Here is a 21,655-nt window from a genome sequence, read left to right as displayed (position 1 = left end):
TTTTCTATCCCTATGTAGACGGTCGAGGGGTTGGCGCGGGCAGGCGCCTCGCCAACCCGGTCAGGTCCGGAAGGAAGCAGCCGTAACGAGCCCCGCTTGGGTCGTTGTCAGCCTCTCACCTCGTTACCCGTCGCGCAGCGATGTTTAACGTACAGTGCCAAGCGTGTTTAAGTGAAGCACGCGAATGGCATTGGTCGACTTTCCATGGCTTCGCGCACAAATTGCGCAGCATAAATCGCTTTCAAAGCTCTGCCGCACCAAAGGTATCGCAGGAGTTCATCTGGCCGCTGTCATAGCCTTTGGCAAACCAAGATGAGCGCTGCGCGGATGTACCGTGTGTAAAGGTATGCGGCTGGGGCACCCGCCCCGCACGCTTTTGCAGGTAGTCGTCGCCAATCCGCCTTGCCGCATTCAGCGCCTCGTCCAGATCGCCCGGCTCCAGCAGACCGTCAACCGACCGCGCCCAGACACCGGACAGACAATCTGCCTGCAACTCCAGCCGCACGGTCAGCGCATTTGCCTCCTGTTGCGACGCGTTCTGACGCAACCCATTGACCTCGCCCAGAATACCCAGCTCGTCCTGCACATGATGCGCCACCTCATGGGCGATCACATAGGCGGCTGCGAAATCGCCCTTGGCCCCAAGCTCCTGTTCAAGTGTGGCAAAAAAATCCGTGTCGAGATAGGCCTTGCCATCCACTGGGCAGTAGAAGGGCCCGGTTGCCCCGCTTGCCCCACCACACGGCGACTGCGTAACACCGGAATACAGCACCATGACGGGCGCAGCGTAGGCGGCACCGACCTGTTCGGGAAACAGTTCGCCCCACACGGTTTCGGTGGTGGCCAGCACCTGCGCCGAAAACTCTGCTGCGCGTTCTTCTGCCGCGCTCAACTCGCGCGGCTCTGAACGCTCCTGAGGCAGTTGGTTGAGCAGCGGCGTCACGTCGATCCCGGCAAAATAGCCGATAGCCAGAACCACAAGCAAACCGATCCCGCCAATGCCTGCCTTTCCGCCGCCGCCCATCCGGCGCCGGTCCTCGACATTGCGGCTGCCACGCACCCCCCTCAAACGCATCGCCTGTACTCCCTGATCAGCCCGGAACAACGCCGCAGCATGATGAACAAGCCGCGAGCCACCCGAAAGTTCCCGGCCGGACAGGAACAGGGAACAGCCTTTCCTGTTTCATCTCCCCAAAAATATCCTAGAGGGCCTGGCCAAAGCCATGGCTGGGGCAGGCAGTGCCCTGCCACCCTACCCCAGCCAAGGCGTTTCGACTTTGACCCCACACAGCCCGCGTTGCGTCAAATCAAGGATCTGACAGCGCGCGGTGTGCCCCCGTGTTTCAAGTCAATATCGAAAAATCTATACGAGCTGACCGGGATGCGCCTCTGCCCAAGCCTCAAGAAAGGCTGCCACATCCTCGCGCCCCACCTGCCGAAGCGTCTGTCGCGGAAGGGCAACACCCTGTTGCAAAGCCATCTCCAGACAGGCCAGATGATCGCGGCTGTCGCGTTCCGGGTGATGTTCAGAGCCATGCAGGATTGTGCCCAGCAAGGTGCCGCCAAAGCCGTTCACGTGGCTCAGATCCGGTCGCAGGCTCAGGAAATAGGCCAGCACCTCGGGCAAACCTTCCCAGCCAGCCACCTGCACGGGGGTCAGACCTTCGGAATCGGTGCCGTCATATTCGATGCCCAACCCCACCAGACGGCGGATATGGTCCAAACGGTCCGGCAGATGCAGGATCTGCCGCAGGATCGTGCGATATGCTTCTGGTAGGCGCTCGGGGTCGATAAAGACCCCAGGGCGCAGATCCCCGTCGGCAGCCTGCGCCAGCAGCTTCTCCTCCCAGCTCAGCGGCATCGCGACACCGCGTGCCTCGATCGCCTCTGCCAGCACCCGATTGCCAAAGACCCGCGCATAGGAATAGGCACTGACGCCCTGATAAAGCCGTCCCGGATCTGCGCCATGTTCCAGCAGCAGGGCCACCATCTCTGCCCCCGAATCACGCCGGGCCGCCTGATGCAGGGACGGCACGACCCAAAGGTCGTCGCCGCTATCATCCGGCTCAGCGCCATGCTCCAGCAGCATCCGCACCGCTGCGACATCATGAAAATCCATCGCCCGCAGCAGCGCATTTGTTCCCTTTGGATCCGCTCCATGCTCCAGCAGCATCCGCAGCCCCTCGTGATGCCCCAGCTCGGTCGCGTGGTAGAGCGATTCGCCGTCGTTCGGATCGGCCCCATGATCCAGCAGCCAGCGTGCCAGCACCATGTTATCCGCATGACCCACCGCACCATAAAGCGCCGAAAGCCGCTTGTCAGACCCCGGTTGTTCGGGCGAGGTGTCGTTCACATCCGCCCCCGCCGCCAGCAATGCCTCGGCCACGGCGATCATATCCGCCTCAAGATCCGGGCGTTGCTTGATCCATCTGGAAAAAGTCAGATGCAGCATCGGACGGCGCGGCCCGAATGTCTTGACTGCAAGGCCGGGATCAAGCGCCAGCGCCGCCTCGACCGCCGCGCGGTCATAAAGCGCGCATTGCAACCCGAACAGACCCTCGGCCAGATCCGGCGTTTCGTCCAGCAGCTGTTCAACCACCCAGCCATTGCCGCGAAACAGCGCCACCTTGAGCCGCTGCTGACGCGCGGCGCGGTCCATGCCGATGGTTTCAGACGCGAGCTTGAGCCGGAGCCAACTTTCGAAATGATGCTCTTGCGCGATGACATGCAGGTAATCGGCATGTTTCAAAGCGCCCAGATCTGCGCGGGGCGGATGCGCCTTCAGCCGCTCAAGCGCGCCGGGGGCATGAGCCTCATGCGCCTTCTTCAGCGCCTTGGCGTCGCGGCGCAGGTAATCGAGGGTGATATCGGTCGGGAAAGCCGGAAAACGGGCCATGTCAGGTTCCTCCTGTCGCTGCCCGAGGATCCGCTGCTGTCCGGGCACAGAAAAAACCGAAAAATGGTTTCTCATGTTGCAAGGCAGGTGCAGCGCGCTTTCCGCGGATCAGGTGGCCCCCTGCCCCGGGACCGATTCGGATTATATCCCTCCTGTCGCCACGCACAAGCCCGCGCATCTGCGGTGGACGCGCCGCATCACACGCCTTAGTTTGCTCACGACTCCCCAAAGAGGCCATGCATGTCCGACGCGCCGAAATATCAGGTCCTTGCCCGCAAGTACCGCCCAGAAACCTTTGCCGATCTTGTCGGGCAGGATGCGATGGTGCGCACGCTCAAGAACGCCTTTGCCGCTGACCGCATCGCGCAGGCCTTTATCATGACCGGCATTCGTGGCACCGGGAAGACCACCACCGCGCGCATCATCGCCAAAGGCATGAACTGCATCGGCCCAGATGGAAACGGCACACCGACGACCGAACCCTGCGGTGTGTGCGAACATTGCACAGCGATTATGGAAGGTCGGCACGTTGATGTGATCGAAATGGATGCGGCATCCAACACCGGTGTGGCCAACATCCGCGAGATCATCGATTCGGTGCATTACCGCGCAGCTTCGGCCCGCTACAAAGTCTATATCATCGACGAAGTGCATATGCTGAGCACCGGCGCGTTCAACGCGCTTTTGAAGACGTTGGAAGAGCCGCCAGCGCATGTGAAGTTCATCTTTGCCACGACGGAAATCCGCAAGGTGCCGGTCACGGTCCTGTCGCGCTGCCAGCGGTTCGACCTGCGTCGCATCGAACCCGAGGTGATGATCAAGCTGCTGACCCGGATCGCGACCAACGAACAGGCCGAAATCAACGATGATGCCCTTGCCCTGATCACCCGCGCCGCCGAAGGGTCAGCGCGGGATGCGACTTCGCTGCTTGATCAGGCGATCAGCCATGGCGCGGGCGAGACGACAGCAGAGCAGGTCCGTGCCATGCTGGGCCTGGCCGACCGGGGCCGCGTGATGGATCTGTTCGATCTGATCATGCAGGGCGATGCGGCGGGCGCGCTGTCAGAACTCAGCGGGCAGTATTCCGAAGGGGCTGATCCGATGGCCGTGCTGCGCGATCTGGCCGAGGTCACGCACTGGATTTCCGTGGTCAAGATCACGCCCGAAGCCGCCGAAGATCCGACGATCAGCCCGGATGAGCGCACACGCGGCCAGTCCATGGCGCAACGACTGGGCATGAGGCCGCTCACGCGCATGTGGCAGATGCTGCTCAAGGCGCTGGACGAGGTGGCTTCGGCCCCAAATGCCATGATGGCCGCCGAAATGGCCGTGATCCGGCTGACCCATGTCTCGGAGCTCCCCTCGCCAGAGGATCTGGTGCGCAAGTTGCAAAGCTCTGCCCCCCCGCCGCCCACGCCGGGTGGCGGACGCTTGGCCGGCGGCGCTTCGAACGGTGGACAGACGTCGCACGCGGTGTCGCAACAGCGCAGCGGTGGCGGCTCGGGTGGTCAGCCGGTGCAGGCTTTGGCAACCGAAGCAGACGCAGCGCTTGCAAGGTTTCCGACCTTTGAACATGTGGTCGAATTGATCCGCACCAACCGCGACGTCAAGCTGCTGGTCGATGTCGAAACCGGCGTGCGTCTTGCCGCATATCAGCCCGGCCGGATCGAATTTACCCCCGCGGATAATGCCCCGCAGGACCTTGCACAGAAACTCGGCGCCGCGCTGCAAAGATGGAGCGGCAACCGCTGGGCTGTGACACTGGTCAACACCAGCGATGCGGCCACCATCGCGGAAAAACGTGACGCCACCGACATCGCCATGCGTGCCGAGGCCAGCGAGCACCCGTTGGTCATGGCCGCCCTTGCCGCATTTCCCAAGGCCAGCATCCGCGACATCCGCAGCCTTGCGGCCATCGCCAACGAGGCACAGGCAGATGCCCTGCCAGAAGTCGAGGATGAATGGGATCCGTTCGAGGAGGGCTGAACTGCACAGCAGCGCAGCCGGTCAGGGAAGTGTGAACCTGCAAAGCTTTTCTGCGCTTGCCCATAAAGAAGCCCTGCCACACAACAACCTCCCCTTGTGGCACGGCGCCCTCGCACGTATCTCTTGATCCAACCCAACAGAGAGGAGACCGAGATGCTCAAGGGACTAGGTGGACTTGGCGACATGGCCAAGATGATGAAGACCGCGCAGGAAATGCAGACCAAGATGACCGCGCTGCAGGAAGAGATGCACAGCATCATGGTCACCGGCGAATCCGGTGCTGGTCTGGTCAAGGTGACCTGTTCGGCCAAGGGCGAGCTCAAGGGTCTGGATATCGACCCGTCGATCTTTAACAAGGATGAAAAGGAAGTGGTCGAGGACCTGATTATGGCGGCCATAAAGGACGCACAGGGCAAAGCCTCGGAGCGCGCGCAAGCAGAGATGGCCAAGCTGACCGAATCCATGGGCCTGCCTGCCGACATGAAGCTGCCGTTTTGATTTCAGAATGCGCGCTGCACGGACAAAGCGGGTTTGCCGGTCAAACCTGCGGTGTCCGGCACCCAGTTCCCGCCTAGGGAGCCAAACGACATGAGCGACCGCACAGATATCGACGCGCTGATCGAGTTGATGTCCCGCCTGCCGGGCCTTGGCCCCCGTTCCGCACGGCGCGCCGTGCTGCATCTGATCCGCAAACGCGCCCGGCTGCTGACGCCGCTGGCGGACCTCATGCAGAGGGTTGCGGCCACGGCGCGCGAATGCCTGAACTGCGGCAATATCGGCACATCGGATATCTGCACAATCTGCGCCGACGAGAAACGTGCCAACGGCTTGCTTTGCGTCGTCGAGGATGTGGCTGACCTATGGGCGATGGAACGGTCGGGCACCTTCAAGGGGCGCTATCATGTGCTGGGCGGCACTCTCTCGGCGCTCGATTCTGTCGGCCCCGAAGAGCTGCGCATTCCGCGCCTGATATCGCGCGTTCCGGCCGAGGAGATCAGCGAGGTCATCCTGGCGCTGAATGTCACAGTCGATGGCCAGACCACCGCCCATTACATCGCAGACCAGCTTGAGGGGCGCGTGATGCTCAGCTCGCTTGCCCAAGGCGTGCCCATCGGCGGCGAGCTGGATTACCTGGACGACGGTACCATCACCGCTGCCCTGAACGCGCGCAAGCGTATGGAATAGACCTATCCTGCAAGGCCCGGGATCGGCACGCCAAAGATCTGCGCCAGCAGAACGAAGTTCAGCGACAAAACGATTGCTGCCCCCAGTATGGCAAGCCCACGCACCAGCGGACCGGTGCGAAAATCCCCCATGATCTCTGCCCGGCCCGAAAACACGATCAGCGCCACCATCGGCACCGGCAGCGCAATGCTCAGCACGACCTGGGACATGACCAGAGCCTCGGTCGCGTTGTAGCCCATGGCCACCACAGCAAAGGCCGGGATCATCGTCACCAGTCTGCGAAACCAGATCGGCAGGCGCATGTTGATGAAGCCCTGCATGATCAGCTGCCCCGCCATCGTGCCCACAACCGAGCTGGAAATGCCCGAGGCGATCAGCGAGAGCAGGAACACCCCCGCTGCCGCCACACCGAACAGCGGTGTCAGGGTGTGATAGGCGGTTTCAATCTCGGCCACTTCGCTATGGCCGATATGAAAGGCGCTGGCCGCCATCATCACCATGGCCATGTTGACAAGGCCCGCCACGGACAGCGCCAGCACCACCTCGACATTCGAGAATTTCACCACCTTGCGACGGTCGGCATCATCACGCATCACGGCGCGCGCCTGTGTCAGGCCCGAGTGCAGATAAATGGCATGTGGCATCACGGTCGCGCCGATGATTCCCACGGCGATGGTCAGCGCGGTGGCATCCGGCAGCGAAGGCGTGACCACTCCCAGCGCCGCCTGGCCCCAGGCGATCGGGGCGATGAACACCTCGATCAGATAGCACAGGCCAATAACCGCGACGAGCGCGCCGATGATCAGCTCCATGGGTCGAAAGCCGCGCTTTTCGAACAGCAGCAGGGCATAGGTCACGATGGCGGTGACCACCATGCCCGCCATGAGCGGCATGTTGAATAAAAGCGCCAGACCGATGGCACCCCCCAGAAACTCGGCCAGATCTGTTGCCATGGCGGCGATTTCGCTGATGAACCACATGACCAGCACAACGGGGCGCGGGAAATGGTCCTTGCACAGCTCTGCCAGATTGCGCCCAGTGACGATCCCGACCCGCGCCGACAGCGCCTGAAACAGCATCGCGATCAGATTGGCCGCCAGCACGACCCAGAGCAGGGAATAGCCATAGCCTGCCCCGGCCTGAATGTTGGTCGCGTAATTGCCCGGATCCATATAGGCGACCGACGCGACGATGGCCGGCCCTGCGAACACCAGCATCGCACGCGGCCCACGCCGCGTCCCGGCCAGAACCTCTGACATGGCGGATTGGGTACGCGTGTTCGAATTGAATGTCATGCGTGGATCCTGTCTGTTGCAGCCTCCGCCCTGTCCAACGCCTTAGGATCGGACCGACGAAAGTGTCAATGAACAATACCTCTTCGCGAGAGTGACGGACCCTGCCTGGCAGAGGGTCGACTTTCGAAAGCGACAGTCAAACGTCCGGAAAAGTTGCAAGCGCACAGGGCCGCGTTTCCCGCCCCTTTTTCCGGGCCAGAAACCAAAAAGACCCGCAGCGGACTGCGGGTCTTTTCTGGAAATTGGCGTAGCGATCAGCGGCGTGGATCGTCGCTTTCCTCATCATCATCTTCATCATCCGCATCGGGCAGGTTGAAGAAGCTTTCAGCGTCGGCGAAATCCTTGTCCGAACGCTTGTCTTCCTCGTCTTCGCGCGGATCGGAGAGGCTGAATTTTTCCAGCCCTTCCATTGAGCTCGGCAGGCGCGGTTCTTCGTCCATACCAAGGCTTTGCTCGGTGCTCACCAGCTTGCGACGTTCATCATCGGTCAGCACGCTGTCGCCTTTTTTCGAGGCTTTCTGCACGGCGGCGTCCAGTTCGGACTGTTTGCACAAGCCAAGGGCAACCGGGTCGATCGGCTGGATGTTCCCGATGTTCCAGTGGGTCCGTTCGCGGATCGCCTGAATGGTCGGCTTGGTGGTGCCGACCAGCTTGCCGACCTGACCGTCGGTCAGTTCCGGGTGAAACTTCACCAGCCAGAGGATAGACGCGGGACGGTCCTGACGTTTGGACAGGGGGGTATAGCGCGGGCCACGGCGCTTTTCCTCGCCGACAGCAGCGGCGTTGAACTTGAGCTTCAGCTTGTGAATCGGGTCTTTTTCAGCCTTGTCGAGTTCGGACTGGTCAAGCTGGTTGTTTGAGATGGGGTCGAACCCCTTGACACCCGTTGCCACGTCCCCATCGGCGATGCCCTGCACTTCGAGCTCGTGCATGCCGGTGAAATCCGCAATCTGCTTGAAGGTCAGGGTCGTGTTATCCACCAGCCATACGGCGGTGGCGCGTGCCATGATCGGTTTACTCATTCCACGTCTCCTTCATTACTTTCCGCGCATCTGTCGCGGCATATATGCCTGTCCCGACGCATAGCTTCGCTGTCGCCCGGGGGTCCAGGCGGTTCCGGCCTTGGCCGAAACAGGTTACCGTTGTCGGGGAACTTGGCCGCCTTATAGTCATCCAGACCCCAAGAGGAAAGAGAAAATGCGCTGGCTGATTCTGCTGTGCCTGACGGGCAGCCTTGCCCATGCCGAAGGTGAGAGGCCCGGCGCCTTTGACTATTACGTCCTGTCGCTGAGCTGGTCGCCCAGCTGGTGCGCACTGAGCGGAGATGCGCAGGGATCGGCGCAATGCGACGGGACGCGGGATTTCGGCTGGGTGCTGCATGGGCTGTGGCCGCAGAACACACGCGGCTACCCCTCCTATTGTCACAGCCCCCTGCCCGCGCCGTCGCGTGCCATGACGAACGATATGGTGGATATCATGGGCACATCGGGCAGCGCCTGGCACCAGTGGAAGAAACACGGCGTCTGTTCGGGGCTTGAGGCGGCGGATTATTATGCCTTGGCGCGCGAGGCCTATGTTCGGATCAAACGGCCCGCCGCGCTGCGCGAGCTGAAAAAGCCGGTGACTTTGCCAGCAAAGTTGGTTGAAGAGGCGTTCATTAAGGATAATCCGGAGCTGGAGCCCAATATGATCACCATCACCTGCCAGAGCGGGCGGATTCAAGAGGCGCGGATTTGCCTGTCCAAAGCGTTGATTCCCGTGCCCTGCGGTTCGGATGTGGTGCGGGATTGTACACTGAACGACGCCCTGCTGGACCCGGTGCGCTGATCGCAAATCCCCGCCGGATGTCCAACGGCATCGGCGGGGGCCTGTCAGGCTCAAGAGGCCCGGATCACCCGGCCTTGCGCAGCTCGGGGGCAACCTTGGTCCCCAGCACTTCGATCGCCTTCATCATGGTGCTGTGTTCGATCACACCGATCGCCATCTGGATGCTGATGCGATCAAAGCCGAGATCTTCGCGCAGGCTCAGGATCTTGTCGGTGATCTGGGCGGGCGAACCGACAAACATCGCACCTTCGGGGCCAGAGCCTGCGTCGAATTGTGCGCGTGTCTGTGGCGCCCAGCCGCGTTCGCGGCCGATCTGGTCCATCACCTGCTTTTGTGCCGGAAAGAAAGTGTCCGCCGCCTGTTTTCCGTCCTCGGCCACAAACCCGTGCACGTTCAGCGACACACGCGCCACATCTGCATGGCCCGACTGCGCCGCCGCACGGCGATAGAGGTCTGCGAGGGGCGCGAAACGGCGTGGTTCACCACCGATGATCGCCAAGGCCAGAGGTTGGCCCAGAGTGCCTGCACGCACCATGCTTTGCGGTGTGCCGCCGGCGGCGATCCAGATCGGCAGTTTGCCATTCACGGGGCGGGGATAGATGCCCAGCCCGTCGATAGCCTGCGTGAAACCGGACCCCGGCCAGTTCACGACCTCGCCTTCGTTCAGCGCCAAGAGCATCGCAAGTTTTTCATCAAACAGCGCGTTGTAATCGTCAAGATGATAGCCGAACAGCGGAAAGCTTTCGATAAAACTGCCGCGCCCGACCATCAGTTCGGCCCGGCCATTGCTGAGCCCGTCGAGCGTGGAAAACTGCTGGTAGACCCGCACCGGATCGTCCGAGCTGAGCACTGAGACAGCCGAGCTGAGACGGATGTTCTTTGTGGTGCGGGCAGCAGCAGCCAGCGCCACGGCCGGCGCGGAAATGGCGTAGTTCGGGCGGTGGTGTTCGCCCAGTCCAAAGACATCAAGGCCAACCTGATCGGCCAGCTCGATCTCTTCGATCAGGTTGTTCAGGCGTTCGGGCGCAGCGATCTGTTTGCCGGTGACAGGATCCGTTCCGATATCGCCGAAAGTGTAAAGTCCGACTTCCATGAGGAGCCTCCTTGTTTCACAACATATCTAAGCGTGGGGAGGCCGTTAACGAACCTCCCCATGCGCACAGAAGCTGTGCATCTTCGGCACCCCTCAGAGCGTGAGGATCGTGCTGCCGGTGGTTTCGCGGGCTTCGAGCGTGCGATGCGCCTCGGCAACATCCACAAGGGGAAAGCGCTGGTCGATGCGGATCTTCACATCACCCGAGACAACCTTGGCGAACAGCATCTGCGCCATGTCCTGACAGGCGGCATGGTCCGAGATGTGGGTGAACAGCGTCGGGCGCGTGATCTTGAGCGACCCCTTGGGCCCAAGAATGCCAAGGTTGAACGGCGGCACGGGGCCAGAGGCATTGCCAAAGGAAATCATCATGCCAAGCGGTTTCAGGCTGTTCAGTGAGCCGTCAAAGGTGTCCGCGCCCACGGCGTCCATCACCACATCGACGCCAGCGCCACCGGTCAGCGCCTTTACCTCTGCCGCCCAGTCCTGTGTGCGGTAGTTGATGCAGTGGCTCGCCCCGTGATCGAGGGCAAGCTGGCATTTCTCATCCGTGCCGGCGGTGCCGATCAGCGTGATCCCTTCGGAACGCGCCCATTGACAGGCGATCAGGCCAACGCCCCCGGCGGCGGCATGAAACAGCACGGTATCGCCGCGCTTCAGCGGTGTTGTGCGATGAAAAAGGTACTGTACGGTGAGGCCCTTGAGCATCATGGCAGCACCTTCGTCGAATGAGATGCCATCCGGCAGCGGGCAGACCTGTGCCGCAGGCATCACCCGCGCCTCGGTATAGGCCCCCGGCGGCTGGGCGGCATAGGCAGCGCGGTCCCCGACCTTGAGGTGCGTGACACCCTCGCCCACCGCCTCGACCGTGCCGGAGGCCTCCATGCCCAGCGCCTGGGGCAGCTGCATCGGATACAGGCCGCTGCGCTGATAGACGTCGATAAAGTTCAGCCCGCAGGCGGCATGCCGGATACGGATCTCGCCCTTGCCGGGGTCACCGACCGGGCGGTCCTCGATGCGGAACACATCGGGTCCGCCGTGTTCGTGGATGACGGCGGTTCTGGCTGTGGTGGTCATGTGGTTCTCTCCCCTTGGGCGCTGCGGTTTATTCTGTCTGCAGGGCTGGCGGGCCCGCTCTGCAAACCGTGATAAACGTTAACGTGATTCCGTGTTATCCTACGTACATAGGTGCTGCTGATCGGTCTGACCATCAATGCGGCAGGGTCGGAACCGCAAACCACGCTCGCCGCGTAGCGAAAGGAGTTTGACTGTGCCCCAGACAATCGGAAATCCCCTATCGTGGACGGCTCAGGCGCTTGGGCGGTCGGGCAGCCATCTGGCCGCTTCGGCCCGTGAGCTTGGCAATGACGGTTCCACCGCACCTTACGTGCGCAGGCTGGACATGAGCGATATCCGCGATGCCCTGGCCGAGGGCTGGGCGGATTTCACCGCGTCGCGCAGCGATGTGATGTTCATCGTGATGATCTATCCAGTGGTTGGGCTGCTGCTGGTGGGCATCGGCCTTCAGATGTCGATGCTGCCGCTGCTGTTCCCATTGCTTGCGGGTTTTGCCTTGCTGGGGCCGGTTGCGGCGGTGGGCCTGTACGAGATCAGCCGCAGACGCGAACACGGCGCCGTTCTGGTTATGGCATTCTACCTTACCGCGCTGTTCGTGACCTGGATGCTGGTCGCTGCAGGCATTCACAAAGTCACGCTGGGTGACGGTGTGCCGGTCAGCCTGTCGGCCTTTGCCGAACAGGTGCTGACCACACCCGGCGGCTGGGCGATGATCCTGCTTGGCTGCGGCGTCGGGTTCGGCTTTGCCGTGATCGCACTGGCGATTTCGGTGGTGTCGTTTCCGATGCTGCTGGACCGGCATGTGGGCGTGCCCGTGGCCATCGCCACCTCTGTCGAGGTGCTGCGCCGCAACCCGCGTGTGGTGCTGACATGGGGCGCTGTGGTTGCAACGGGTCTGGTGCTGGGCGCGGTGCCGCTTCTACTGGGGCTGATCATCGTGCTGCCGGTGCTGGGCCATGCCACATGGCATCTCTATCGGCGTGCGGTGGGCTGAAACCAGATCTGCTGCGCAGCACTAGACTGCGCCCGACCAACCTGGGTGGTCGGGCGCAGGAAGGTCGGGTTCAGGAAACCTTGAGGACAATCTTGCCGATATGGCCGGAGGTTTCCATGCGTGCATGCGCCTCTGACGCCTTTTCCAGCGGATATTCGGAATCCATCACCGGTGCGATCCGCCCCGCCGCAAGCAGCGGCCAGACACGGGCGCGCAGATCAGAGGCGATGCGCGCCTTGGCCAGATCGCTTTGCGGGCGCAGGGTGCTGCCGGTGATCGTCAGGCGGCGCATCATCACCTGGGCAAAGTTAAGCTCGACCTTCGGTCCCTGCAGAAAGGCGATCTGCACCAGTCGCCCGTCATCTGCCAGCGCATTGACGTTGCGCGGCAGGTAATCCCCGCCCACCATGTCGAGGATCAGGTTTGCACCACCTTCGGCCCGCAGCAATTCGACAAAATCCTCGTCACGGTAGTTGATCGCCTTTTCGGCGCCAAGATCCATGCAGACCTTGCATTTGTCCGCAGACCCCGCGGTGGCAAAGACCCGCGCGCCAAAGTGATGCGCAAGCTGGATTGCCGTCGTGCCGATGCCGCTGGACCCGCCGTGCACCAGAAAGCGTTCGCCGGCCTGCAGGCCCCCGCGCAGGAAGACGTTTGTCCAGACGGTGAAATAGGTTTCAGGCAGGCAGGCGGCCTGTTTCAGATCCAGCCCCTCGGGGACGGGCAGACAATGGACGGCCGGGGTGACAACATATTCGGCGTAGCCGCCACCGGGCAGCAGGGCGCAGACCTGATCACCGACGTGCAGATCGGTGACACCCTCACCCAAGGCCGCGACTTCTCCCGAGGCTTCGAGCCCCGGAAGATCGCTGGCGCCCGGAGGCGGGGCATAGGCCCCGGCGCGTTGCAGCGCATCGGGGCGGTTGACGCCTGCATAAGCCACCTTCAGCAGGACCTGCCCGGGGCCGGGCTGGGGCACGGCGCGCTCTGCAATCTTGAGGACGTCCGGACCACCGGGTTCGGTGATCTCTACGGCGCGCATTGTCTGGGTCATGTATCAGGTCCTTCTTGCTTGGCGTCTGCGGGCCCTCAGGACGGTGTCGCCTGCCGGCCCGGCAGATCATCACGCGCCCCTGCGGGCGCCTTGACCTTGCTTAGCACCCAGGCGGGTCCGGCGAAAACCCTGCCAAGCAAAGGATTGCCGCGCAGTTGCGCCTTGACCTTCTCGATCTGCATCACATCCCCGATGCGGCGGTCCAGAAACGCCCAGGTCGCCTGATTTTCCAGAGAATCGTCGCCCAGCCAATACAACACGGTCGAGGAGTAGACACCGCTGAGCGTCGCGCGCTTGGTGTACCAGTTGATATCGTCCGACGTATCCCCCAGCGCCGTCCAGATACGGTCTGCCGTGCCCCAGATCAGCTTTGCGCCATCCGCCGCATGCATCGGCAGCGCAAAGAGCGTCGTGCCGCGGCGCACTGCCTCGCGATCCTCGACCGCCTCAAGCCGCAGGCGGACCGCAAGCGTGGCTTTGTCGCGGAATTTCATGCCGCTGAGGTCGGTCGCTTCAAGACGGCGGACCATCTCATCATCGCCGCGCCGATGAAAGGAAATGGCCAGATCCAGCGCACCACGGGGAAACAGTGCCCGCGCAACAACCGGCTCGATACCGGACTCGGAGACTGCAGCCTTGAAAGTGTCTTCGGACCAGCCGTCAAAAGGTACGTTCAGCAGAGCCGCCTCTAGCAAGGCGGTTTCGGTCGGATCATACTCGGGTGTCATGATTGTCCCTTCCGTTGAGGATTTTATCTGAACCTAAGCGTTTTGCGGGATTTGACCAGAGACAGATGCCCGCAGGAGGCGGCTTTCGCGTGTAGACAAATGGCAGAAGCCTTGTTAAACGCTCCGTTCCTGCAAATCCTTGCAACTCCAACCAGAAAGGTGGTGAAAACCACATGCAGGTTAGTGTTCGCGACAACAATGTCGATCAGGCCCTTCGGGCTCTGAAGAAAAAGCTCCAGCGCGAAGGCGTGTTCCGTGAAATGAAGCTCAAGCAGCATTTCGAGAAACCGTCCGAAAAGAAAGCGCGACAGCAAGCCGAAGCGATCCGCCGTGCCCGCAAGCTGGCACGCAAAAAGGCGCAACGCGAAGGTATGCTCTGAGAGCTGTTTTCCACGCTAAATAAACAATTTGATAACCCCCGAGCTCTGGCTTCGGGGGTTTTTCGTTTCCTGCGCAGCGCTTCATGGGCTCGCTGCAAAAATCTTGGAAAGATTTTTGGCAAACTTTTTTATAAAAAGTTTGGGATAGCGCCTGGTCAGACTGGCAGTGCTGTCGTCCGAAACACGGTGCGCAGCGAAAAGCTCGACTGCATCTGCGCCACCCCCGGCAGACGGGTCAGGTACTGGCGGTGGATGCGGGCGAAATCATCGGTATCCTCGGCCACGATCTTGAGGATGTAATCCGCCGCCCCCGCCATAAGGTGACATTCCAGCACATCCGGCACCCGCGCCACAGCCTTTTCGAACGCCTCAAGCACGTCGTCCGCCTGTGCGCTGAGCTTGATCTCCACATAGACCGTGGTGGGCAGGCCAAGCTTGCGTTCATCAAGAAGCGCCACGTAGTCGCGGATATAGCCGTCTTCCTCAAGCCGCTGCACCCGCCGATGGCAGGCCGAGGCTGAAAGGTGGACAGTTTCGGCAAGATCAGCGTTGGACATGCGCCCGCTGCGCTGCAGGGCGCGCAGGATGCGGCGGTCTGTGTCGTCCAGAGTCAAACGGGGTAGTTCCTTTCGAAAAAGGCAGGCATGGCCGAAGATCCTTCGCGTGTTTCCGCTATCACCGCATCAAATCCGACCAGTAATTGCAAGGCGATAAGCGCAGGGTCGCGACACAGGCGCAAGGGAGAGAGCCATGAAAATCGGATGCCCCACAGAAATCAAGCCACAGGAATTCCGTGTCGGGATCACCCCGAACGCGGCACATGAGGCGGTCGCCCATGGGCACGAGGTCCTGATCCAATCCGGGGCCGGGCGCGGCGCGGGATTCGAGGATGCGGATTACATCACCGCAGGCGCACGGATGATCGACACCGCCGAGGAGGTGTTCGCCACGGCGGACATGATCGTCAAGGTCAAGGAACCGCAGGCCGGTGAGCGCAAGATGCTGCGTGAGGGGCAGGTGTTGTTCACCTATCTGCATCTGGCACCGGACCCAGAGCAGACCCGCGATCTGCTGGCGTCGGGTGCGACCTGCATCGCCTATGAGACGGTGACGGATGATCGCGGCGGTCTGCCCCTGCTGGCGCCGATGTCAGAAGTTGCGGGCAAGCTCGCGCCGCAGGTGGGGGCCTGGACACTGCAAAAGGCCAATGGCGGGCGCGGTGTGTTGATGGGCGGCGTGCCGGGGGTGTTTCCGGCGCGGGTCGTGGTGATCGGCGGCGGGGTTGTCGGAACCCATGCGGCGCGGGTTGCGGCGGGCATGGGCGCCAATGTTGCCGTGCTGGACCGGTCGCTGATGCGGATGCGCTATCTGGACGATGTCTTTGGCGGCACGTTCAAGACTGCCTATGCCAGTGCGGCGACCACCGCCGAGCTGGTGGCCGAGGCGGATATGGTGATTGGTGCCGTGCTGATCCCCGGAGCCGCTGCGCCCAAGCTGGTGAGCCGCGCGCAGCTGTCCACGATGAAGCCCGGTGCGGTGATCGTCGATGTGGCGATTGATCAGGGCGGATGTTTCGAGACATCGCATGCCACCACCCATCAGGACCCAATCTATGACGTGGACGGGATCATGCATTATTGCGTGGCGAACATGCCCGGTGCCGTTGCGCGGACATCGACCATCGCGCTGGGGAATGCGACAATGCCGTTCATGCTGGCGCTGGCCGACAAGGGCTGGCGGCAAGCTTGCACCGACGATCCGCACCTGCTGAACGGGCTGAACGTCCATGCCGGCAAGCTGACCTATTATGCAGTGGGCAAGGCGCTGGGGATCGATGTCACGTCACCCCAGCTGGCGCTGAAGGGCTGAGCCGAAAAGCAGACAGGCCGGGGCGTTCCCCGGCCTTTTGCGTTTCAGCAGAACCCCTTACTTGCGCAGAAGGTCGCGGATTTCCAGCAGGACATCCAGTTGGGATGGCCCGGTCTTGACCTGTGGAGCGATATCATCCGGTCTGTCGGCGACGGATTTCACCCGGTTCACCATCTTGACCAGCATGAAGACGACAAAGGCGATGATCAGGAAATTGATCACGGCCATGAGGAACTTGCCCACAGCAAAAACCGGCGCACCGGCATCCTTGGCCACCGTGAGGGAGACGTATTTTTCGCCGTCCAGCGCGTAGAACCAGCCGGAAAAGTCGATGCCGCCGGTGAACAGCGCAATGACCGGGTTGATGATATCCCCGACAAGCGAGGTCACGATGGCGGTGAAGGCCGCGCCGACAATGATGCCGACGGCCATGTCCATGACATTGCCCTTGGCGATGAAGTCCTTGAATTCCTGAATCATAACGGTGCCTCATAGAGTTTGCAGGACAGGACCCCTGCCCGTTCTGCGAGTCTATAACCAGGCACCGCGATCAGTTGCACCCTCTTTGTTCCGAGCCCTGCGCGGCGTGTCTCTGACGTCACGGCAGACTGTTCCGCTTAGCCCGGAAGTGTGCCGGTGAGGACATAGCGCAGGATCTCGACCACCTGAGCCGGGTCGCGGGCCACGGCAAGGGCAGCGGCGTCGACCTCTTTCAGGGCGTGATCGTGGTCGGGCTGTTGCAGGATGATCAGGGATTTCCCGAGTGCGGCTGCGTATCCCGCATCAAAGGCGGCGTTCCACTGTTTGTACTGTTCGCCAAAACGCACCACGACAACATCAGAGTCCGCGATACCCTTTCGGGTGCGGATGGCGTTCAACATGGCGCCCTTGTGGTCGTGCCAGTATTTGTTCGCCTCTTCCCCAAGAATTTTGACACCGCAATCGTCTGAGGCACCGTGGTCCGTCACCGGGCCGGAAAAGGTGACATCCAGACCCTGTGCGCCGTCGATGATCTGATCGCGCCAGTTGGTGTGGATTTCGCCGGACAGATAAACGTTCAATCCCATGAGTGCCTCGCTCTGACTATATTCCTTGAGGCGTTACCTAAGACTTAATCTCTCGGGCGCAAGTCTGTGGTGGACTTGCCCGCGACGCGCGGGGTGTCTTCCGGCCCGGAATAAAGCGCGGCGCGCGCCCGAAAGCGCTTGCCCGTCACACCAAAGGCATCCCTTGGGCGTGACGGGCTGACGCCGCCCAGATCAGGTCACATCGTGACCTATCCCCGCAGGGTGCCGCCTGTGGCGCCCTGGACCTTTTCGACGATCTTGGCACAAATCGCCTCGATATCCTTTTCCTTCAGCGTCGCCTCTGTCGGTTGCAGACGCACGGTGAGGGCGATGGATTTTTTGCCCTCACCCAGCGAGCCGCCGATGAATTCGTCAAAAACGCGCACCTCGGCAATCAGGGCCTTGTCGGCACCGGCTGCGGCGTTGACGAGGCTCAGCGCCTCGACCTCGGCATCGACGACAAAGGCAAAGTCGCGTTCGACCGCCTGCAGATCGGTCGCCACCAGCGCCGGGCGGGTTGCACCCGTCTTGCGCGGCAACGGGATTTCGGCAGGCCAGAGGGTGAAGGCGACGGCAGGTCCCTTGATATCCAAGGATTTCAACACCTTGGGGTGCACCTCGCCAAAGATGCCGAGGGTCTTTTTCGGCCCCAGACAGATGCGGCCATGACGGCCCGGATGCCACCAGACGTCGCCGCCGCGCAGGATCTGCACTTTAGAAGGGGCGCCCATGGCGGCAAGAACCGCCTCTGCATCGGCCTTGGCGTCATAGACATCGACGCCGCGTGCCGTGCCGTGCACATCCTTTGGCCCGGTGCGACCGACCAGAAGGCCCGAGATCTGCAGCTGCTGTTCGCCCGGCTCACCCCCGCTGAAGGTGGCACCGAGTTCGAACAGCGCCTGATCCGGGAAACCGCGCGCCTGATTGCGTGCCGCTGCCCGCAGCAGACCCGGCAGCAGATCGGGGCGCAGGTGGCTGAGGTCGGCGCTGATCGGGTTGGCGAGCATGGTCGCATCATCGCCGCCGCCGAACAGGGTCGCTGCCGCCTTGTCGATGAAGCTGTAGGTCACGCATTCGTTGTATCCCAACGCCGCTGCGGTGCGCCGTCCGATCTGTTCGCGCTTTTGCAGCGGCGACAGGATCGGCTGCGGCACGCCCGACTGTGTGCGCGCCAGCGGCTTGCCCTGCAGTTTGGTGAGCGAGGCGATGCGCGCGACTTCTTCGACCAGATCGGCCTCTCCCAGCACATCGGGGCGCCAGCTGGGAACCTGCGCCATGTCGCCGTCAAGGACAAAGCCGAGGCGGGTAAGTGTCTGGCGCTGTTCGGATTCGGGGATATCCATGCCGACGAGGGAAATGACGCGCGCCGGGTCGAGTTTATAGGCGCGGTCCGTGTCGGGGATTTCACCGGCCACGACCACCTCGGACGCCTTGCCGCCAGCCACGTCGAGGATCATGCGGGTCGCATGTTCCAGACCGGTGGGAGTCCAGGCCGGGTCGATGCCGCGTTCAAAACGATAGCGGGCGTCGGAATTGATCTTGAGCGCGCGGCCCGTGTAGGCGGTGCGGACCGTGTCGAAATAGGCGGCTTCGATGAAGACATTTGTCGTCTCTTCGGTCACGCCTGTGTCGAGACCACCCATGACGCCCGCAATGCTTTGTATGCCGTTGTCGTCGGAAATCACCGTCATATCGGGCTGGAGAGTGTAGGTCTTGTCATCCAGCGCCAGCAGAGTCTCCCCCCCCTTGGCGCGGTGCACGCGCAGGTTTCCGGCCACCAAATCGGCGTCGAAGACATGCAGCGGGCGGTTGCGGTCATAAGTGAAGAAGTTGGTGACATCGACCAGAAAGGAGATGGGGCGCAGGCCAATGGCGCGCAGGGAATCCTGCAGCCATTGCGGGCTGGGTCCGTTCGTTACACCATTGATAACGCGGCCATAAAACACCGGCGCGGCGTCGAGTGTGTCATCATCAATGCTCACCCCGATGGGGCAGGGAAAGCTACCCTCGACAGGGACGACATCGCGGGGTTTCAGCGTGCCGAGGCCACGCGCGGCCAAGTCACGCGCCACGCCACGCACGCCGAGCGCGTCGGGGCGGTTTGGGGTGATGGCGATTTCAATCACCGGATCGACGCGGGCGGGTTCGTTCTGGCCCAGCCAGTCGGCAAAGCTCTGCCCGACCTCACCGGAGACGAGTTCGATGATGCCGTCATGTTCTTCGGACAGTTCGAGTTCGCGCATGGAGCACATCATGCCGAAACTGTCGATGCCACGGATCTTGCCCACGCCGATTGTGGTATCGATTCCAGGGACATAGGTGCCGGGCTTGGCCACGACCACGGTGATCCCGGCACGGGCGTTGGGTGCACCACAGATGATCTGGGTCTCGCCATCGTCGATCGCCACCTTGCAGACCTTGAGCTTGTCCGCATCGGGGTGCTTTTCGGCCTCAAGCACCTTGCCGATGGTAAAGCCAGACAGCTTTTCCAGTGGATTTTCAACGCCTTCAACCTCGAGCCCGAGGTCGGTCAGCGCCTCCAGGATCTCGTCCAGCGGAGCGGTGGTGTCGAGGTGATCCTTGAGCCAGGAAAAGGTGAATTTCATCGGTCTCAACCCGTTAATTGCGTGTTGCATCCCCCTTAGCGGATCGGGGTCCGGGGGGAAAGGGGGCGGTGTGCAAAGGAGGTGCAGTTAACGATTGGCGTGAATCAGCGCGATTGCCCCGGTTAACAAGGGTTTTGGGCCGTATGGAACCCATATGGAATGCGTATGGAAACCGTATGGCTTTGGCGTCTGGGAGGGGCGAGTGTTAACGCAGCGCGCTTAGGACGTTGCGACTGAAAACGTAATCCCCCTTTGCTGCGTGAAGCCAAAGACGAAACGTTTCAGGACGACCGGCCCGCAAGGCTGTCGAGCTGGCCCATGCGGTAGAGCTGGATTTCGCGCAGCAGGCGCAGGGTCGGTTTGGCCATGAAGAAGACCGAGCCGAGGATGAACAGCCAGACGGCCGGGGTTTCGTAATCCGGGAACAAGAACAGCACGGAGCCAATAAGAAAGCTGACGGCGGCGAGGAAATCCACGGCGGTATGCGCAATCTCGTAAAGGGCATAGATGCGGCGGGTGTGGTCGTTACGCTCGCGGTTCTTGTGGTCAAACAGTTTCATAAAAGGCTCTTGCGTCTGAGGGTAAACCTGCGCGCCGGTGGCGTCAGGCCTTCGCGCCAGAGGCGGACAAAGATCGCCTCGACCTCGTGGCGGGGGGCTTTGGCGGGCAGACCATGAGCGACCTGTTCGGGCGTCCAGATCCACTCCGTGTCTGACGCCTCGCGCATGGTCCAGCCGGGGAAAAGACGCCATTGCGTTTCGCGACGAACCAGAAGGCGCATGTTTTCATGGCGGGGATCCTGCCGGATGCGGGCATAGGCCTGATCCACGAGCGATGCCGGGCCTTCCAGCATCTGAAGGAAAAGGTCGGCCCGTGCGATCAAGGCGCCAGTGATGTCGTCGCGGATGTTGCGACGTTGAGAACCCGCAAGGACGGCACCCAGCGTTTCGGGCGCATAATCGACGGGACGCGATGCATAGATCAGTCTGAGATAGGTCAATGAACACTCTTGTAGTGCAGGAAAGCAGATCGCTGTTGGAACTGCTCTTACGGTCCAACGCGCCAGAGGACCGTAGGGTTCCGTCCCCTGCGCCCTGCCTTTTCAAGATCAGTTCAGTTCAGCGCCTCGCGCCAGACGCGCACAAAGACCGCTTCGACCTCGGATTCCGACGCGGTGTCGAGGGCACCGGCGGCGAGTTCCTCGCGTGACCAGAGCCAGCTTCTGGCCGGATCGTCACGCATGGCCCAGCCAGCAAACAGCCGTGTGTCCGCATCGCGGCGGACCAGTTCGCGGATCTCAATATGGCGATCATCCCGGCGGATGCGATCATAGGCGGCGTTGACCTTGTCCGGGGGGCCTTCGAGCAGTTGCAGGAAAAGGTCTGCCCGGGTGATCAGCGCCCCGGTGATGTCATCGCGCAGATTGCATCGCCGGGAATCCAGAAGGACGCCGTTGAGCGTGCCGGGGTCAAAGCCGAAGGGGCGCGAGGCATAGATCAGGCGGAGATGGGACACGAGGCGGACTCCTTTTGCGAAAGGCTACGTCCTGCGGGGGGATGTGTCGAGAGGGCGTTGAAAGAGGACGCCGGGTGGATGGC

At 61.9% G+C, this 21,655-nt stretch carries 22 protein-coding genes and 1 other RNA gene; 8 read left to right on the top strand and 15 right to left on the bottom strand.

The window, feature by feature from the left end; genetic code table 11:
- The first annotated feature begins 23 nt into the window (after positions 1-23).
- Positions 24-121: signal recognition particle sRNA small type (gene ffs / locus P775_RS15510), an RNA gene on the top strand.
- Between the two features lie 120 nt (positions 122-241).
- Here ffs and ypfJ read toward each other — a convergent pair.
- Together ypfJ and P775_RS15500 are read right to left on the bottom strand one after the other, a co-directional pair.
- Positions 242-1,075, bottom strand: a complete 834-nt coding sequence (gene ypfJ / locus P775_RS15505; RefSeq protein ID WP_099911828.1) for a KPN_02809 family neutral zinc metallopeptidase — start codon at positions 1,073-1,075, stop codon at positions 242-244.
- A gap of 288 nt (positions 1,076-1,363) precedes the next feature.
- Positions 1,364-2,896: an ankyrin repeat domain-containing protein gene (locus P775_RS15500; protein WP_099911827.1), complete on the bottom strand. Its 1,533-nt coding sequence runs from the start codon at positions 2,894-2,896 to the stop codon at positions 1,364-1,366.
- A 240-nt stretch (positions 2,897-3,136) separates the two neighbouring features.
- On the opposite strand from P775_RS15500, the gene P775_RS15495 reads away from it, so the two are divergent.
- The 3 genes from P775_RS15495 to recR all read left to right on the top strand — a co-directional run bounded on the left by P775_RS15495 (position 3,137) and on the right by recR (position 6,067).
- Complete coding sequence (locus tag P775_RS15495; protein WP_099911826.1) at positions 3,137-4,882, top strand: DNA polymerase III subunit gamma/tau; 1,746 nt, start codon at positions 3,137-3,139, stop codon at positions 4,880-4,882.
- Between the two features lie 153 nt (positions 4,883-5,035).
- Positions 5,036-5,380 carry a YbaB/EbfC family nucleoid-associated protein gene (locus P775_RS15490; protein WP_099911825.1) on the top strand — a complete coding sequence of 115 codons (345 nt, stop codon included), beginning with the start codon at positions 5,036-5,038 and terminating at the stop codon, positions 5,378-5,380.
- A gap of 90 nt (positions 5,381-5,470) precedes the next feature.
- A complete protein-coding gene (gene recR, locus P775_RS15485) occupies positions 5,471-6,067 on the top strand; it encodes a recombination mediator RecR (RefSeq protein ID WP_099911824.1) in 597 nt (198 codons plus the stop codon).
- Between the two features lie 2 nt (positions 6,068-6,069).
- Here the strand turns inward: recR and P775_RS15480 are convergent, their stop codons facing one another.
- On the bottom strand, positions 6,070-7,362 hold the full coding sequence (locus P775_RS15480; RefSeq protein ID WP_099911823.1) for an Nramp family divalent metal transporter: 1,293 nt from the start codon (positions 7,360-7,362) through the stop codon (positions 6,070-6,072).
- 254 nt (positions 7,363-7,616) lie between these two features.
- Positions 7,617-8,384, bottom strand: coding sequence for a DUF1013 domain-containing protein (locus P775_RS15475; protein WP_099911822.1), 768 nt, complete (start codon positions 8,382-8,384; stop codon positions 7,617-7,619).
- Positions 8,385-8,559: 175 nt separating this feature from the next.
- On the opposite strand from P775_RS15475, the gene P775_RS15470 reads away from it, so the two are divergent.
- Positions 8,560-9,189, top strand: coding sequence for a ribonuclease T2 family protein (locus P775_RS15470; protein WP_099911821.1), 630 nt, complete (start codon positions 8,560-8,562; stop codon positions 9,187-9,189).
- Positions 9,190-9,253: 64 nt separating this feature from the next.
- Here the strand turns inward: P775_RS15470 and P775_RS15465 are convergent, their stop codons facing one another.
- Positions 9,254-10,282: an Atu2307/SP_0267 family LLM class monooxygenase gene (locus P775_RS15465; RefSeq protein WP_099911820.1), complete on the bottom strand. Its 1,029-nt coding sequence runs from the start codon at positions 10,280-10,282 to the stop codon at positions 9,254-9,256.
- Between the two features lie 93 nt (positions 10,283-10,375).
- Positions 10,376-11,359 (bottom strand): quinone oxidoreductase family protein, encoded by a 984-nt coding sequence (locus P775_RS15460; protein WP_099911819.1) that lies wholly within the window; start codon positions 11,357-11,359, stop codon positions 10,376-10,378.
- A gap of 193 nt (positions 11,360-11,552) precedes the next feature.
- Here P775_RS15460 and P775_RS15455 point away from each other — a divergent pair, with 193 nt between their 5' ends.
- A complete protein-coding gene (locus tag P775_RS15455; protein ID WP_180287461.1) occupies positions 11,553-12,353 on the top strand; it encodes a DUF2189 domain-containing protein in 801 nt (266 codons plus the stop codon).
- Positions 12,354-12,423: 70 nt separating this feature from the next.
- Here the strand turns inward: P775_RS15455 and P775_RS15450 are convergent, their stop codons facing one another.
- Both P775_RS15450 and P775_RS15445 read right to left on the bottom strand, forming a co-directional pair.
- Positions 12,424-13,407: an NAD(P)H-quinone oxidoreductase gene (locus P775_RS15450; protein ID WP_099911817.1), complete on the bottom strand. Its 984-nt coding sequence runs from the start codon at positions 13,405-13,407 to the stop codon at positions 12,424-12,426.
- A gap of 35 nt (positions 13,408-13,442) precedes the next feature.
- Positions 13,443-14,135, bottom strand: a complete 693-nt coding sequence (locus tag P775_RS15445; RefSeq protein WP_099911816.1) for a COQ9 family protein — start codon at positions 14,133-14,135, stop codon at positions 13,443-13,445.
- Positions 14,136-14,308: 173 nt separating this feature from the next.
- Between P775_RS15445 and rpsU the strand changes: the two genes are divergently transcribed.
- On the top strand, positions 14,309-14,515 hold the full coding sequence (gene rpsU / locus P775_RS15440) for a 30S ribosomal protein S21 (RefSeq protein WP_099911815.1): 207 nt from the start codon (positions 14,309-14,311) through the stop codon (positions 14,513-14,515).
- Positions 14,516-14,670: 155 nt separating this feature from the next.
- On the opposite strand, the gene P775_RS15435 is transcribed toward rpsU, so the two are convergent.
- Complete coding sequence (locus P775_RS15435; protein ID WP_099911814.1) at positions 14,671-15,129, bottom strand: Lrp/AsnC family transcriptional regulator; 459 nt, start codon at positions 15,127-15,129, stop codon at positions 14,671-14,673.
- A 136-nt stretch (positions 15,130-15,265) separates the two neighbouring features.
- On the opposite strand from P775_RS15435, the gene ald reads away from it, so the two are divergent.
- The gene (gene ald / locus P775_RS15430) at positions 15,266-16,384 is read left to right on the top strand and encodes an alanine dehydrogenase (protein WP_099911813.1); all 1,119 of its coding nucleotides are present in this window, start codon (positions 15,266-15,268) and stop codon (positions 16,382-16,384) included.
- Between the two features lie 57 nt (positions 16,385-16,441).
- On the opposite strand, the gene mscL is transcribed toward ald, so the two are convergent.
- The 6 genes from mscL to P775_RS15400 form a co-directional block, all read right to left on the bottom strand.
- The gene (gene mscL / locus P775_RS15425) at positions 16,442-16,864 is read right to left on the bottom strand and encodes a large conductance mechanosensitive channel protein MscL (RefSeq protein WP_099911812.1); all 423 of its coding nucleotides are present in this window, start codon (positions 16,862-16,864) and stop codon (positions 16,442-16,444) included.
- A gap of 137 nt (positions 16,865-17,001) precedes the next feature.
- Positions 17,002-17,451, bottom strand: coding sequence for a YtoQ family protein (locus P775_RS15420; protein WP_099911811.1), 450 nt, complete (start codon positions 17,449-17,451; stop codon positions 17,002-17,004).
- Positions 17,452-17,660: 209 nt separating this feature from the next.
- Positions 17,661-20,057 (bottom strand): phenylalanine--tRNA ligase subunit beta, encoded by a 2,397-nt coding sequence (gene pheT / locus P775_RS15415; RefSeq protein WP_099911810.1) that lies wholly within the window; start codon positions 20,055-20,057, stop codon positions 17,661-17,663.
- Between the two features lie 281 nt (positions 20,058-20,338).
- Positions 20,339-20,617: a YrhK family protein gene (locus P775_RS15410; protein WP_099911809.1), complete on the bottom strand. Its 279-nt coding sequence runs from the start codon at positions 20,615-20,617 to the stop codon at positions 20,339-20,341.
- A complete protein-coding gene (locus P775_RS15405; RefSeq protein ID WP_180287460.1) occupies positions 20,614-21,057 on the bottom strand; it encodes a BLUF domain-containing protein in 444 nt (147 codons plus the stop codon). The genes P775_RS15410 and P775_RS15405 overlap by 4 nt, the downstream gene beginning before the upstream one ends.
- 113 nt (positions 21,058-21,170) lie before the next feature.
- The gene (locus P775_RS15400) at positions 21,171-21,572 is read right to left on the bottom strand and encodes a BLUF domain-containing protein (RefSeq protein ID WP_099911807.1); all 402 of its coding nucleotides are present in this window, start codon (positions 21,570-21,572) and stop codon (positions 21,171-21,173) included.
- Between the last annotated feature and the right edge of the window lie 83 nt (positions 21,573-21,655).

This window comes from Puniceibacterium antarcticum (assembly GCF_002760615.1).
Lineage (GTDB): Bacteria > Pseudomonadota > Alphaproteobacteria > Rhodobacterales > Rhodobacteraceae > Puniceibacterium > Puniceibacterium antarcticum.
Note: the sequence above shows the minus strand (reverse complement) of the source record. Positions and strands in the feature narration are given on the sequence as shown.

Bases quoted from the DNA above. Each gene is read 5' to 3' on its own strand.
- P775_RS15410 (WP_099911809.1), bottom strand. From the start codon at position 20,617: ATGAAACTGTTTGACCACAAGAACCGCGAGCGTAACGACCACACCCGC.
- P775_RS15450 (WP_099911817.1), bottom strand. From the start codon at position 13,407: ATGACCCAGACAATGCGCGCCGTAGAGATCACCGAACCCGGTGGTCCG.
- P775_RS15480 (WP_099911823.1), bottom strand. From the start codon at position 7,362: ATGACATTCAATTCGAACACGCGTACCCAATCCGCCATGTCAGAGGTT.
- P775_RS15495 (WP_099911826.1), top strand. From the start codon at position 3,137: ATGTCCGACGCGCCGAAATATCAGGTCCTTGCCCGCAAGTACCGCCCA.
- ald (WP_099911813.1), top strand. From the start codon at position 15,266: ATGAAAATCGGATGCCCCACAGAAATCAAGCCACAGGAATTCCGTGTC.
- ypfJ (WP_099911828.1), bottom strand. From the start codon at position 1,075: ATGCGTTTGAGGGGGGTGCGTGGCAGCCGCAATGTCGAGGACCGGCGC.
- P775_RS15465 (WP_099911820.1), bottom strand. From the start codon at position 10,282: ATGGAAGTCGGACTTTACACTTTCGGCGATATCGGAACGGATCCTGTC.
- rpsU (WP_099911815.1), top strand. From the start codon at position 14,309: ATGCAGGTTAGTGTTCGCGACAACAATGTCGATCAGGCCCTTCGGGCT.
- P775_RS15475 (WP_099911822.1), bottom strand. From the start codon at position 8,384: ATGAGTAAACCGATCATGGCACGCGCCACCGCCGTATGGCTGGTGGAT.
- P775_RS15490 (WP_099911825.1), top strand. From the start codon at position 5,036: ATGCTCAAGGGACTAGGTGGACTTGGCGACATGGCCAAGATGATGAAG.
- P775_RS15420 (WP_099911811.1), bottom strand. From the start codon at position 17,451: ATGGGATTGAACGTTTATCTGTCCGGCGAAATCCACACCAACTGGCGC.
- pheT (WP_099911810.1), bottom strand. From the start codon at position 20,057: ATGAAATTCACCTTTTCCTGGCTCAAGGATCACCTCGACACCACCGCT.
- P775_RS15500 (WP_099911827.1), bottom strand. From the start codon at position 2,896: ATGGCCCGTTTTCCGGCTTTCCCGACCGATATCACCCTCGATTACCTG.
- P775_RS15445 (WP_099911816.1), bottom strand. From the start codon at position 14,135: ATGACACCCGAGTATGATCCGACCGAAACCGCCTTGCTAGAGGCGGCT.
- P775_RS15460 (WP_099911819.1), bottom strand. From the start codon at position 11,359: ATGACCACCACAGCCAGAACCGCCGTCATCCACGAACACGGCGGACCC.
- P775_RS15470 (WP_099911821.1), top strand. From the start codon at position 8,560: ATGCGCTGGCTGATTCTGCTGTGCCTGACGGGCAGCCTTGCCCATGCC.
- mscL (WP_099911812.1), bottom strand. From the start codon at position 16,864: ATGATTCAGGAATTCAAGGACTTCATCGCCAAGGGCAATGTCATGGAC.
- recR (WP_099911824.1), top strand. From the start codon at position 5,471: ATGAGCGACCGCACAGATATCGACGCGCTGATCGAGTTGATGTCCCGC.